The sequence below is a fragment of the Rhizobium sp. CAU 1783 genome (assembly GCF_054551725.1).
This window is the reverse complement of the sequence record NZ_JBTOLM010000001.1, coordinates 1,030,943-1,044,256: the sequence shown is the minus strand read 5'-3', so window position 1 is coordinate 1,044,256 and position 13,314 is coordinate 1,030,943. Positions and strand designations below refer to the sequence as shown.

13 protein-coding genes are annotated in these 13,314 nt (G+C 62.8%); 5 read left to right on the top strand and 8 right to left on the bottom strand.

The window, feature by feature from the left end:
- The first annotated feature begins 96 nt into the window (after positions 1 to 96).
- Positions 97 to 1,629: a sensor histidine kinase gene (locus ACX93L_RS04770; RefSeq protein WP_459403761.1), complete on the top strand. Its 1,533-nt coding sequence runs from the start codon at positions 97 to 99 to the stop codon at positions 1,627 to 1,629.
- 88 nt (positions 1,630 to 1,717) lie between these two features.
- Entirely contained in the window at positions 1,718 to 2,683 is a 966-nt protein-coding gene (locus tag ACX93L_RS04765; RefSeq protein WP_459403760.1) for an endonuclease/exonuclease/phosphatase family protein, read from the top strand.
- A 4-nt stretch (positions 2,684 to 2,687) separates the two neighbouring features.
- Here the strand turns inward: ACX93L_RS04765 and ACX93L_RS04760 are convergent, their stop codons facing one another.
- A complete protein-coding gene (locus ACX93L_RS04760) occupies positions 2,688 to 3,089 on the bottom strand; it encodes a diacylglycerol kinase (RefSeq protein ID WP_169587497.1) in 402 nt (133 codons plus the stop codon).
- The gene (gene cobT, locus ACX93L_RS04755; protein WP_459403759.1) at positions 3,082 to 4,104 is read right to left on the bottom strand and encodes a nicotinate-nucleotide--dimethylbenzimidazole phosphoribosyltransferase; all 1,023 of its coding nucleotides are present in this window, start codon (positions 4,102 to 4,104) and stop codon (positions 3,082 to 3,084) included. The genes ACX93L_RS04760 and cobT overlap by 8 nt, the downstream gene beginning before the upstream one ends.
- Before the next feature lie 158 nt (positions 4,105 to 4,262).
- Here cobT and ACX93L_RS04750 point away from each other — a divergent pair, with 158 nt between their 5' ends.
- Genes ACX93L_RS04750 through ACX93L_RS04740 form a run of 3 tightly spaced genes read left to right on the top strand, consistent with a single transcriptional unit; the run spans position 4,263 to position 6,002 of the window.
- On the top strand, positions 4,263 to 5,045 hold the full coding sequence (locus ACX93L_RS04750; protein ID WP_459403758.1) for an adenosylcobinamide-GDP ribazoletransferase: 783 nt from the start codon (positions 4,263 to 4,265) through the stop codon (positions 5,043 to 5,045).
- Positions 5,046 to 5,082: 37 nt separating this feature from the next.
- On the top strand, positions 5,083 to 5,304 hold the full coding sequence (locus tag ACX93L_RS04745) for a DUF1289 domain-containing protein (protein WP_169587491.1): 222 nt from the start codon (positions 5,083 to 5,085) through the stop codon (positions 5,302 to 5,304).
- Complete coding sequence (locus ACX93L_RS04740) at positions 5,301 to 6,002, top strand: retropepsin-like aspartic protease family protein (RefSeq protein ID WP_459404143.1); 702 nt, start codon at positions 5,301 to 5,303, stop codon at positions 6,000 to 6,002. Before ACX93L_RS04745 ends, ACX93L_RS04740 begins: the two co-directional genes overlap by 4 nt.
- Before the next feature lie 10 nt (positions 6,003 to 6,012).
- On the opposite strand, the gene ACX93L_RS04735 is transcribed toward ACX93L_RS04740, so the two are convergent.
- The 6 genes from ACX93L_RS04735 to ACX93L_RS04710 form a co-directional block, all read right to left on the bottom strand.
- The gene (locus ACX93L_RS04735) at positions 6,013 to 6,774 is read right to left on the bottom strand and encodes an ABC transporter permease (RefSeq protein ID WP_459403757.1); all 762 of its coding nucleotides are present in this window, start codon (positions 6,772 to 6,774) and stop codon (positions 6,013 to 6,015) included.
- Entirely contained in the window at positions 6,771 to 7,697 is a 927-nt protein-coding gene (locus ACX93L_RS04730; protein ID WP_459403756.1) for an ABC transporter ATP-binding protein, read from the bottom strand. Before ACX93L_RS04730 ends, ACX93L_RS04735 begins: the two co-directional genes overlap by 4 nt.
- A gap of 115 nt (positions 7,698 to 7,812) precedes the next feature.
- Positions 7,813 to 9,150 carry a diguanylate cyclase gene (locus ACX93L_RS04725; RefSeq protein ID WP_459403755.1) on the bottom strand — a complete coding sequence of 446 codons (1,338 nt, stop codon included), beginning with the start codon at positions 9,148 to 9,150 and terminating at the stop codon, positions 7,813 to 7,815.
- Between the two features lie 106 nt (positions 9,151 to 9,256).
- Positions 9,257 to 10,078, bottom strand: a complete 822-nt coding sequence (locus ACX93L_RS04720) for a response regulator (RefSeq protein ID WP_459403754.1) — start codon at positions 10,076 to 10,078, stop codon at positions 9,257 to 9,259.
- Positions 10,079 to 10,355: 277 nt separating this feature from the next.
- On the bottom strand, positions 10,356 to 10,619 hold the full coding sequence (locus ACX93L_RS04715; RefSeq protein ID WP_169587481.1) for a hypothetical protein: 264 nt from the start codon (positions 10,617 to 10,619) through the stop codon (positions 10,356 to 10,358).
- 123 nt (positions 10,620 to 10,742) lie between these two features.
- On the bottom strand, positions 10,743 to 13,226 hold the full coding sequence (locus ACX93L_RS04710) for a DUF3772 domain-containing protein (protein ID WP_459403753.1): 2,484 nt from the start codon (positions 13,224 to 13,226) through the stop codon (positions 10,743 to 10,745).
- Positions 13,227 to 13,314 lie beyond the last annotated feature (88 nt).

Genomic DNA, 13,314 nt, shown 5'->3' with positions numbered 1-13,314 from the left:
CTTTGCGATCATGGCAAACAAAACCTTGTTCGGGAGTATCTTCTTAACAAATGGTCGTTAGTCTCGTCTGATCAGCGGCAAGCGATCTTTCGGGACATGAGTAACGGCGTAACCACCTCGACAGACAAGAACATCGTCGACCTTTCCCGCGGCCATCGCAACAAGGCCGTCGCGAAAGCCGTTCGCACGACGCGTGAACGCCTGCAATCAAATCAGTCCGGTTCCCTGCTTTTCGAAAGCGAGATACTCGGCATGCATCTTGGTGCCACGCTGCAGGGTGCCGCGGTGATGCCGATCATCATCCTCATGGTCAGCGGATTCGGCGCTTACATCAATCCCGACCCGACGTTGCTATTGTGGACGCTTGCCACACTCACCATCCACGCGCTGAACATCATCCTCGTCAAACGCGCCTCGCGGGTGGACCTTGTCGCAGCAAACCTCATCAGATGGCGGCGGCTTCTGTTGATCGGACAGGTCAGCATGGGCGCCTGCTGGGCGTTCTTCTCGCTGCAATCCTGCAATCCCTGCGGTGACACCTTCGTGTTCTACAAGGGCGCGGTACTGCTGATCGTGCTTTCGGTCACCGCCATGTCGAACATGCTGCTGCGCCAGGCGGTGCTATTCGGTTTCCTGCCGACGGTCGGCGCACTTCTGTTTACTGCGATCTCCAGCCGCCACATACTCGACATCGGCGTCACCGCCCTCTTCACGACCGCGCTGGTCTTTTTCATCTACATCACGAGCCGGTTGCACCAGGCCAATCTCAAGCTGCTCTCCTTCCAGAGCGAGAAGGACGACCTGATCGCCGAGCTCGAGGTCGCAAAATCCCTGTCGGACGAAGCCCGCCGCCGCGCGGAAGAGGCCAATCTCGCGAAATCCCGCTTCCTTGCCTCGATGTCGCACGAGCTGCGTACGCCATTGAACGCCATTCTCGGCTTCTCCGAGGTGATGGCGACCGAAGTGCTCGGGCCTCTCAACAATCCGCTCTACAAGGAATATTCCGGAGACATCCACCGTTCCGGCCAGCATCTGCTCGACCTCATCAACGAGATCCTCGACCTCTCCCGCATCGAGGCCGGCAAGTATGAGCTGAACGAGGAAGTCGTCTCGCTTCTCGATCTCGCCGAGGATTGCATCGGCATGGTCCAGCTGCGCGCCAAGGCGAAGAACATCTCGATATCCGAACAGTTCGAAGCAAACCTGCCTTCCGTCTGGGCGGACGAAAAGGCCATGCGCCAGGTCATCCTCAACCTGCTTTCCAACGCCGTGAAGTTCACGCCCCAGGGCGGCGAAGTGGCCGTCAAGGTCGGCTGGACGGCGGGTGGCGGCCAGTACGTCTCGATCCGCGACAACGGTCCGGGCATTCCCGAAAACGAAATCCCGGTGGTGCTTTCCGCCTTCGGCCAGGGCTCCATCGCCATCAAGAGCGCCGAACAGGGCACCGGCCTCGGCCTGCCGATCGTCCAGGCGATCCTGGCCAAGCACGGCGGCGAGTTCAAGCTGAAGTCCAAGCTGCGCGAGGGCACCGAAGTAATCGCCATCCTGCCGGCGCGCCGCGTTCTCGAAAGCCTTCCCGCGGTCACGGAAACCCACGCCGTCGAGCCGCGCAAGCGCCAGTTTGCCTGACCTCGGCGCGGCGTCGCCTTTTCTTTCGTGCGTCTGTCATCGATCCCGCATATCGTCGGCGAAAATCGACGGATTCGGGATCATCGTCATGACAAAGCATCTGGGCGCCCTGCTCATCTCCACCTCGCTCATCGCCGCACCGGCGATGGCAGCCGATGCCGCGACCGAGCTCACCGTCATGAGCTACAACATCTGGGGCGGCGGCGCGAACGAGGAGAAGGACGTCTCGGAGACGGCAGAGGTAATCCGCAAGGCCGGCGCCGACATCATCGGCATCCAGGAAACCAAGCCCGAACCCGACGTCTGCGACGCCGATGACTGCGTGCCGACCGGCCCGAGCGTAGCGAAGGATCTCGCCAAGGCGCTCGGCTTCTTCTACTACGAGCAGGAAAAGACCAATCCGGCGCTCTGGGCCAATGCCATCCTCAGCCGTTATCCGATCGGCAAGCCGACGGCCAACGACCTAGGCGTCGAGATCGACGTCAAGGGCCGCAAGGTCTTCGCCTTCAACGTCCACCTGACCGACTTCCCCTACCAGCCCTACCAGCTGCTCGGCATAGACTACGGCCCCGCCCCCTTCCTAAAGACGGCGGACGAGGCCGTCCAGGCTGCGGCAAAGGCCCGCGGTCCGGCGCTCGACCTGCTGATGAAGGATGTGAAGCAGGCCGAAAGCGCCGATGCGGTCTTCCTGTTCGGCGACTTCAACGAGCCGTCCTGGCGCGACTGGACGGAGGCCGCGGTCAAGGCTGGACGTCAGCCGATGGCGGTGAAATACCCTTCCGCCCTGCGGATCGAGCAGGAAGCGGGCATGACCGACGTCCTGCGCGCAGCCTATCCCGACGAGGTCGCAAAGCCGGCCTTCACCTGGACCCCGACATCGGAACCGACGGCCAAGGACGACCATCACGACCGCATCGATTACGTCTTCGGCCGGGCAAAGACGCTTGAGACGCTCAGCGTCTCGATCGTCGGCGAAAAGGCGCCCGAAGCCGATCTCATCGTGACGCCCTGGCCTTCCGACCATCGCGCAGTCGCAGCCCGGGTGCGTTTCTGACGGCTCAGAAGAAGACCACGGAGCCTGCGTAGAGCCCGTTTGCCACCAGCAGGCAGAAGACCGCGAAGGAACCGAGGTCCTTCGCATTACGGCCGACGGTGGAGATCTCCGGCGAGATGCGGTCGACCAGCTCTTCGATTGCGGTGTTGAGCGCCTCGACGCAGAACAGCACCAGCATCAGCACGACAAAACCGAGATATTCGGCGAGGCTCGCCCCGACGAAGGCAAACAGCGCCAGTCCTGCGGCGAGCGCCAGCAATTCGTGACGGAAGGCGGATTCGCCGATCAGCCGCCGGAAGCCTTGGAAGGAATAGCGGCCAGCCGCGAAGAAATGGGCGACACCCGTCTTCTTCTCGATCACGGACGCCGCCTCCTGGACCGTCTTTTCGCGTGGGTGATCAGTCATCGGTCTTGTTGCTAACCCCGGCGCTTTCGAAGGTCGCCATGCCGGAATGGCAGGCGGCCGCGGCCTTGACGATGCCGGCGGCAAGGGCGGCACCCGTGCCTTCGCCGAGCCGCATGCCGAGCGCCAGAAGCGGCGTCTTGCCGAGCCGCTCGATCGCCCTCAGGTGACCGGGCTCACCGGAGACATGGCCGATCAGGCAGTGGTCTAGCGCGGACGAATTGGCCGCCTTCAGGATCGCCGCAGCCGACGTCGCGACATAGCCGTCGATCAGCACCGGAATCTTCTGCATGCGGCAAGCGAGGATGGCGCCGGCCATCGCAGCGATTTCGCGGCCGCCAAGGCGGCGCAGGATTTCCAACGGGTCATCGAGATGGTCCTTGTGGAACTCGACGGCCGTCTTCACGGCATTGATCTTGCGCTGAAGAACATCACCCTCCGAGCCGGTGCCCGGACCGACCCAGTCTTCGGCCGTGCCGCCATAGAGCGCCAGGTTGATGGCCGCCGCGATCGTCGTATTGCCGATGCCCATCTCACCGATGCAGAGGAGGTCCGTGCCGCCGGCGATCGCTTCCATGCCGAACGCCATGGTCGCAGCGCAGTCGCGCTCCGAAAGGGCGGCCTCGCAGGTGATGTCGCCGGTCGGATAGTCGAGCGCCAGGTCGAAGATCTTCAGGCCGAGGTCGTAGGTCGCGCAGATCTGGTTGATCGCAGCACCGCCGGCGGCGAAGTTGTCGACCATCTGCCGCGTCACCGACGACGGAAAGGGCGTGATGCCATGCTTGGTGACGCCGTGATTGCCGGCGAAGATCGCGACCAGCGGGCGTGTCACGGCCGGCGGCCGGCCGGTCCACGCGGCCAGCCACATGGCGATCTCTTCGAGGCGGCCGAGCGCGCCCGGCGGCTTGGTCAGCTGCTGGTCGCGGGCACGCGCCGCCACGAGCGCCGCGGAATCCGGACCGGGCAGGTCGCGCAGCAGGGCGCGGAAATCGTCGAATGGCAGGCCGGTCACGGTCATGAGCAAGGCTTCCTTGTAATCTGCGTCGAAATCGGGCTTTGATGGCTCCTCTAATACTGACCGCGCCCGACCGCAACAACCCAAAAAGCGGTGCGGCCCGTCGTCTTTGAACCGGCCGCCTTTGAACCGGTCGTCTTTGAAATGGAGTGACTGATCCGATGGATTGGCGCGAATACCTGAATGATACCGCGCGCGCCGTATCGTTCCTTAGCCGCATTGCGGTTCCTGCCCGCTTTTTCGAAGGCCATGACGGCAGCCTCTCCCGCGGTGTCCGTGCCTTTCCGCTCGCCGGCGCCCTCGTGGCGCTGCCGCCGGCGGCAACCCTTTGCCTCATGCTCCTCCTCGACGCGAGCCCTCTTCTGGCGGCTTTCGCCGCGCTTGCGGTCCAGGCCGTCGTCACCGGTGCCCTGCATGAGGATGGCCTCTCCGATGCCGCCGACGGTCTCGGTGGTGGTCGCAACCGGGACCATATGCTCGAGATCATGAAGGACAGCCGGATCGGCTCGTTTGGCGCGGCGGCCTTGATCCTCGGTTACGGCCTCAGGGCTGCGGCCATCGCCGAGGTCGCCGGCAATCTGCGCCCGGTCGAGGTGGCACTCTGCCTCCCGGCGATCGCAGCCCTCAGCCGCGCCCTGATGATCTGGCACTGGTCGGCTCTGCCGCCGGCCCGCAGCGGTGGCGTCGCCGCTTCGGCAGGCGTTCCGCTGCGCGCCTCGCTGCATGTGGCGCTGGTTTCGGGCATTGCGATCACGGCGGCCCTCTTAGCCCCCACGGCATCGCTGTTCGCCTTCTTTATCGTTGTGCTCACCGCCGCCCTTTCCTGTGCCGCCTTCACCGCTCACGTCCGGCGCAAGCTGGAGGGCCATACCGGCGACACGATCGGCGCTACCCAGCAGGTGGTGGAGATCGTCGCGCTGGCCGCCCTTGCCATGGCGTCTTGACCAACCGATATAGAAGGCAGTCAACAAGGTTCGCCTGATGGAATCGCCCTGCATCCTCGTCTGCTCGATCGACATGAAGACCGGTTACTGTTTCGGCTGCGGCCGTACGCGCGACGAAATCGGCGCCTGGACGACCTATACCGATCAGGAACGGCGCAGCATCATGCAGAGCCTGCCGGAGCGGCTCGAAACCGTTGAACGCAAGCCCCGCCGGGAAACCCGCCGTACCCGCATGGCGCGGGAGCGCGAGACCGGCTGATGCGCCTCCTCATCGTCATTGCAATTCTGGGATTCGGCCTCGCGGTTCTGGTCGTCAATCACGACACCGGGCGGAGCTTCGGCATGGCGAACGACGAATTCGGCAGCTTGGTGAGCCTCCTGCCCTTTGCCGCCATGCTGGCCGTCGGCCTCATAGCCTCCCGCCGCTCGCTCGGCCAGAGTGCCCGTCAGCTTGCCATCTGGCTGCTCATCATCCTCGCCCTCGTGACCGGCTACCTCTATCGCTTCGAGCTTCAGTCGGTCGGCGATCGACTGCTGGCCGGCCTGGTCCCCGGCCGCGCCGTCGTCGTGACGACATCGGAAGGAACGGCGGAGGTCGTCCTGCACAAGGCGCTCGGCGGCCACTTCGAGACCACCGTCGACATCAATGCGGTGCCGGTTTCCGTGCTGATCGACACCGGCGCGAGTTCGGTTGCACTGAGCTACCGGGACGCGATGCGGATCGGCATCGATCCGGCCGGCCTCGCCTTCACCCGGACCATCATGACGGCGAACGGCCGTGCCATGGCGGCACCCGTCCGATTGAAGCAGATCGCCCTCGGGCCGATCCTGCGCGAAGACGTTGAGGCCGCCGTCATCGAGGACGGCAAGCTCGACCAGAGCCTGCTCGGCATGAGCTTCCTGTCGACCCTCGGTTCGCTGCAGATGCAGAGCGACGAGCTTCGTCTGCGGGACTGACCGCACCCGCTCAAGGGCGCAGCTTGTAGCCCGTCCGGAAGACGTAGGCGAGAAAGCCCAGGCAGATCGCCAGGAACAGTCCAATCATGCCGAGGCTGATCAGCGGATGCACGTCAGACACCTCGAAAAAGCTCCAGCGGAAACCGCTCACCAGATAAAGAACCGGATTGAAATGGCTGACCGTCTGCCAGAACGGCGGCAGCACGCTGACGGAATAGAAGGTCCCGCCGAGAAAGGTGAGCGGCGGGACGACCAGCATCGGCACCATGCTGAGCTGCTCGAAGTTCTTGGCCCAGATACCGATGATGAAACCTGCCATGCTGAAGGTGATCGAGGTCAGCAGCATGAAGAAGAACATCATCAACGGATGATCGATCCGCAGGTCGACGAAGAAGGCAGCCGTCGCCAGGATGATCAGGCCGATCATCATGCCCTTGGTCGCCGCCGCCCCGACATAGCCGATCAGGATTTCCGCCATCGCGACCGGCGCCGACAGGATCTCGTAGATCGTGCCGGTGAATTTTGGGAAATAGATGCCGCTCGATCCGTTCGAGATGCACTGGGTGATGAGCGTCAGCATGATCAGGCCGGGCGTGATGAACCCGCCGTAGCTCACGCCCTCGATCTCCTGCATGCGCGGCCCGACTGCCGCACCGAAGACGATGAAATAGAGCGCGGTCGACATGACCGGCGAGATGACGCTCTGCAGCAGCGTGCGGCGGGTCCGCGCCATCTCGTAGTAGTAGATCGCCTTGATCGCCTCGAAATTCATCTGCCTTCTCCGATCAGTGAAACGAAGATGTCCTCAAGCGAGGTCTGGCGCGTCGAAATGTCGGCAAAGCCGATGCCCGCGCTCTCGATCGCCGCCAGGAGCCGCGGGATGCCGCCGTGGTTGCTCTCCTCATCATAGTCATAGATCAACTGCTCGCCGCTCTCGCTGAGCGTCAGGCCCCATGGCTCGAGCGCCTCGGGCACCGACTGCAACCGCTCCCGCAACTCGATGATCAGCTGCTTGCCGCCCAGCTTGCGCATCAACGCATCCTTCTCCTCGACAAGCATCAGCCTGCCCCGGTCGATGATGCCGATTCGGTCGGCGATCTCCTGTGCTTCCTCGATATAGTGGGTGGTCAGGATGACGGTGACGCCCCCTGCTCTCAGCCGCTCGACGAGCTGCCACATGTCCTTGCGCAGCGCGACGTCGACGCCTGCCGTCGGCTCGTCGAGGAACAGGATGCGCGGTTCGTGCGACAGCGCCTTGGCGATCAGCACCCGCCGCTTCATGCCGCCCGACAGTTCCCGCAGCGCATTGTTGCGCTTGTCGAACAGCGTCAGTTCTCTCAGCACGCTCTCGATGTAGCCGGGCGCCGGCTTCTTGCCGTTCAGGCCACGCGAGAAGCTCACCGTGTTGACGACCGTCTCGAACATGTCGGTCGTCAGTTCCTGGGGGATCGGTCCGATCATCCCGCGGGTCTTGCAAAAGTCGCGGACGACGTCGTGACCGTCGACGGTCACGGTCCCCTCGCTCGGATTGGCGATGCCGCAAATGATCGAGATGAGTGTCGTCTTGCCGGCGCCGTTCGGCCCGAGCAGCGCGATGATCTCACCCTCCTCGATGTCGAGGGAAACGTTGTCGAGCGCCTTGAAGCCGTTTGCATAGGTCTTCGAAAGGCCGCGTACGGAAATGATGGGGGCCATGGCCGGGAAACTCCGGATGGAAGGAGGTTGCCAAGCCAATATAGGAAACGGCCAGCCATTTGCCAGCCGCAAGCCTCACAAGATCAAGGCCGCCCCGACGGGCCCACGTGCGCCGTCAGCTGGCGGCCGCCGCGAGCGTCAGAAGCGTGTTGTCGGAATAGACCCGGTTACGGCCGTAGCGCTTGGCCAGATAGAGGAACTGGTCGGCGGCGTTCAGGTAGTTGCTGAAATTCTCGATCCCGCCGATCTCGGCCACGCCGATCGACGCGGTGACAGTGAGATCGGTATCGTCGAGCGCCACATGCAGCTCGGCAATGCTCTGGCGGACCTGCTCGCAAAACCTGCTCGCCGCCTCGCTGTCCAGCCCGGCGAGCAGGATCCCGAACTCCTCGCCGCCGAGCCGGGCAAGCAGGTGATCGGTGTCCTCGATCATATGCGAGAGCCGGGTCGCCACCGCCTTGAGCACGCGGTCGCCGATCTCGTGGCCATAGGTATCGTTGAGCTTCTTGAAGTGGTCGATGTCGAGCATCGCCATGCTGCAGGCCTCGCCATGCTCGAGGCAGCTCGCCACCCTCGCCGGCCCCTCGTCGAAGAAGTGGCGACGATTGCGCAGGCCCGTCAGGTAGTCGCTGAAGGCCGCAAGGCGCAGCTGCCTGAGCTGCGTCAGCGTCTCGATGTTGTGGCCGATGCGGCATTGCAGTTCCTCGACCACGAAGGGCCTGTAGACGAAGTCGTTGGCCCCCGCCTTGAGGAAGCTCGCCGACAACAGCCGGTCGGCCGAAGACGATATGCCGATGATGCGCAGCTTGTCCGACGTGTGCTCGCGACGTATGCGCCGCGTCAGTTCGTAGCCGTCCATGTCGGGCATGTGGTAGTCGGTGATCACGAGGTCTATCCCCGGGTGTTTCACCAGCATGTCGAGCGCCTCGCTGCCGGTCGTTGCCTCGAAAACCTGGAACTGCTGCACCTGCAGCATGTCAACCAGCATCTTGCGCGCCGAGGTCACGTCGTCGACGAGGAGAACCCGCACATGACGATTGGCGAGGATCCGGTCGACGGTCTGAACCACCATGTCGACGGCACGCTCGTTATTCTTGATCACATAGTCCGCAACGCCGCGTTCGACGACGCGTTCACGCATCCGGCGATTGAAGTCGGCGGTAAAGACCACGGCCGGGATTCCCAGAGCAGCCACCTCATCGAGCACCTGGCCATCGGGCGAGTCCGGGAGGTTCAGGTCGACGACCGCGATGTCGAAGGGCTGATCGGCACACGCCACGGCCTCGCGGAACCCCCTGGTCGACCCGCAGTGGGTCGCACGAAGCCCATGTTCCTTTTCGAAGCGGTGGCAGAGCAGCGATGAAAACGTTCGGGAATCTTCGATCACCAGCACATGCGCCCGCTTGCGAGACGACGGGTTTTCCATCGGTTGCGGTTCACTCAGCACTGACATGGCAATTGCCTTCGGATGTTAAGGAAAATTCGAAAAAGTCTGGGCAAAAAAAAGACCGGAAGCAGGCTCCCGGTCGGCATTGCGTGTGTTCGTCGGATGCCGCCGGCTACTTTCGCGGCTTCGCCGCCTTGATCTGCACGAGGGTGTCCAGGTTCTGGTTCACACGGCAGTAGAATTCCTCGTCGATGAACGGCCGCAGCATGAAGTCGTTACCGCCGACCTTGAGGAACCGCGCCGACAGCAGCCGGTTCGTCGACGACGACACCCCGATGATCCGCAACTCATGCGAGCCACGCGCGCCGCGGATGCGTCGCGTCAGTTCGAAGCCGTCGATGTCGGGCATGTTATAGTCCGTGACCACCAGGCCGATGTCTGAATTCGCCTTGAGGATCTCCAGAGCCTTGGCGCCGCTGTCGGCCGTGCTGACCCGGAAATTGTAGCGCTTGAGACGGCTGGACAGCAGAGCGCGCGCGGTCGGACTATCGTCCACAATCAGCACGTGGTGCTGATGATTGGTGAGGAAACGGTAGACCGATTCCGCGAGCATCTCCACGGCGAAGATGTTGTCCTTCAGGATGTAGTCGACGATGTCCTTGGCGAGCAGCTTTTCACGAGTCTCGTCCTGGAAGGTCCCGGTGAAGACGACGGTGGGGATGTTCAGGTCGACCAGGTATTCCAATGCCTCGCCGTTTTCGGCGCCCGGGAGGTTGATGTTGGAGATTGCCAGCGTCACCGGCTCATCGGAAAGTTCGTTAGCCGCCTGCAGGTCTTCGAAGGTCCGGCAGATTTCGACATCGATCTTGAACAGCTCCTTCATGCGGGTACTGATCATCGATGTGAAGACGTTCGAATCCTCTGCAACAATAATACGAACGTCGGGAAATGTTTCCCCGGAATACTGCATCCCGGAAACGCCTAAAAATGCCATGACACGCCCTTAACCTGAGATAACTATTAGCATTTTAATCAAGATGACTTGCAGATCCGTTAATTGGCAGCGGGCGGATCGAAGCATCCAGATGTTAATCGCCACTGAAGGCCGGGCAGTCATTTCTGCCCCTTTTTGACAGATGCTTCTTCTGTCGCGCGATACCTGCGAAAAATCTGTCTACGAAGCAGAACCCGACCTTTGCCGAAGGGCAAAAAAGCAAAAGCGCCCGGCGGAACCGAGCGCTTCACGAAAAGCAGGAAGGGTAGACTGCCGCTTACTTGATCGTCGCGACGCCGTCCTTGATCTCGACGGTTTCACCACCCTCGAGCCCGATGCGGTCGCCGTTGGGGAGCGTCACGAAGCAGCCCGAAGGGCATATCGTCTCCGATGCGCCTGCATCGAGCGCCACTTCCATGCGGTTGCCGTCCTCGACCACCACCAGCACGACCGCCGAGGATCCGCCGTTGGAAACGGATGCTGCCAGGGCGCCGGTCGCGGCACCGAGAACCAGGATTGTCGCTGCCAGAAGCTTCTTCATGTGAATGCGGCGCCGTTGCGCCGTCCTCTTGTTGCGCCCTCGCCGTCGACCTGTCCCGGCCGATCGGCTCAAGCATGCCCCTCTTCTAATATGCCCCTGCTGAACCGGGGCTGAACATGTCGTTCATGGCAGGATCTTGTCATCATCCGGCTCGTCGCGCAAATCCGCCTTGTGCGTTCGGCCGCGCCCTGCGCCCTTCCCCCCAAATATCCGTCGCGCATCTTCATCGAGGTGGAGATGCACCTCCTGGTGCGGATAGGGCATCTGGATGCCTTCCGAGCGGAACCGCTCGAGGATCGTCACGCGAAGGTCGTTCTTGACGGGCAGGCCGCCCAACACGTCGCCGATGAAGCCGCGAAGCTCGAAATCGAGGGAGGACACGCCGAAGCCGTTGAACATCACCACCGGCTCCGGATTGCGCAGCAGGCCTGGATGCGCAAGCGCGATCTCCATAAGGAGCTCCATGACCCGGCGTGGGTCGCTGTCATAGGACACGCTGACCGGAACCTCGATGCGGCCGAGCTTGTTTCGGTGGGTCCAGTTGCCGACCGGCGCATTGATGAGCTCGGAGTTCGGCACGATGATCGACTGACGCTGGAAGGTCTCGATCTCGGTCGCGCGAACCGAGATCCGCCGCACGAAGCCCTCGGTCGTTCCAGTCGCCACCCAGTCGCCGACCTTGAAGGGCCGCTCGGCGAGCAGGATCAGGCCGGAGACGAAGTTCGACACGATGTTCTGCAGGCCGAAACCGATGCCGAGCGAGAGTGCACCGGCCACCAGCGCAAGGCTGGACAGGTCGATCCCCGCCGCAGAGATGCCGATCAGGCCGGCGATGCCCGTTCCGAGATAGCCGATACCGGTCTTGACCGAGTTGCGCACGCCGGCATCCACCTGCGAGCGGGCCATGACATTGCCGTCCAGCCACTTCTGGAACCAGCGCGTCACCACCAGTCCCAGGCTGAACAGCAGGATGCCGCCGAGGATGCCGAAAATCGAGATCCGGATGCTGCCGATATTGATCTCGGTGAAGATGTTGAACAGCCAGAGCTCGAGATCGCGCGGCTGGAACCCCCAGGAAATCAGGATCAGCGGAATGCCGATGACGAGCGCGAAGGCATAGATGAAGAGGCCGGCCGCCATGCCCGACTGATCGAGTGCCACAGGGGTGAGGTTGAAGCGCTTCTCCAGAAGCTTGCCGACCAGTGTCTCGCCGAAACGGTTGGGCGCAGAGATCGCCTTGCCGGACAGGATGCCGATATACATCGTCGCGACCACGGCGCCGGTCAGGATGATCTGCGTCGCCAGGAACCGCGCCAGTCCGACATAGCCGATGGCGCTGAGCAGGATGAGACCTACGCCCGTCAGCCGGAGCAGGATGGCAAAGGCCTTCGGCCAGGCCTTGCCGCGCTCCGTCGGATCGCCGCCAGCACTCAGGACCGGATGAAGGAAGGACACGATGAAGATCGTCAGGCCGACGACCACCGAGGATACGAAGCTCTTCATCACCGTGAGCACGACGGGCGAACTCAGCGTCTCGCTGACCGCCCCGAGCACATAATCGAGCCCGTTCACCACCGCCATGGTCATGACGGCGAAGTTGAGGTCGCGGGCGCCCTTGTTCGACAGCCGCACCAGCCGCCAGCTCGGGGCCTTCGGCGCCAGAACGGCCCGCGCCAGCATCGACACGAAGAAGACGAGACCAGCAAAACCGAACAGCGCGGAGGCGATCGGCGCGATGTCGGGCCTCAATACGTTGAAGGTATCGAGAAAGAAGAAACTCGTGATGAGGAAGGCGCCAAGGGCGAGCGCCGGCAGGATGGTCGACCAGAACGCGACGGAAAACCGGCTCATATAGGCCGGATCGCGATTGGCCGGATCGCGCCGGATCAGCGAACCGAACAGCCGGTATTCGGCATAGAGCAGGACGAGGGCCATACCGAGCGACAACATCACTGCGGTGCCGAGCGGCACGCGCTTGAACTTCCAGATGAAGGAGAACCAGCTGCCGAGCGTGCGCTGGAACTTCTCGACCTCCGCGGAAAGCGAATCGAACGCATCGTCGATGACGTCGCCGGAAATCTCGGTGTGTTCGAACAGTTGTTCAGTGAACAGCTGCCGACGGAGCCCGGTGATGTCGTCTGAAAGGTCCGAGGCACGGATCGAAAGGTCTTCCGCCTGTCCCGTCAGCGTGTTTATCTCGAGCCGCGTCGCATTGAGGCGTGCCCGCTCCTCCACAATTGCCGGCGCCTCCTCAGGCTGTCCTTCCGCGGGCTTCTCGCCGAGCTGCGAAAGCCGGGTCTTCACGTCGTTAAAGCGCGGCCTGAGGTCGACGGAAATCTTCAGGAGATCCCGGATCAACTGGTCGGTCTTGACCTTGATGTCGATCAGCGCCGCATCGTCGGACTTCCGGTCCTCCACCCCCTTCTGGAGCTGCTCGAATCGCTTCTGCGCGTCGGCGATATCCTGGGAGGCCTTTTCGACCACCTCGTCGCGCGGCGGCGCCGCCTCCTGGGTCTGTGCGAAGGCCGTCACGCCCCCGGTCACGGCAGGCGAAAATGCCAGAAGCGAAAGGAGGATAGAGGCGAAGAATCGGCGGGTGCGAAGCAAGATCTGTCCCTGCAATGTTTGAAATCGCGCGGACAATAGTTGCTGTTCTGGTCAAAAGAAAGAACGGCGGAGCGACCCGACCCGTCAA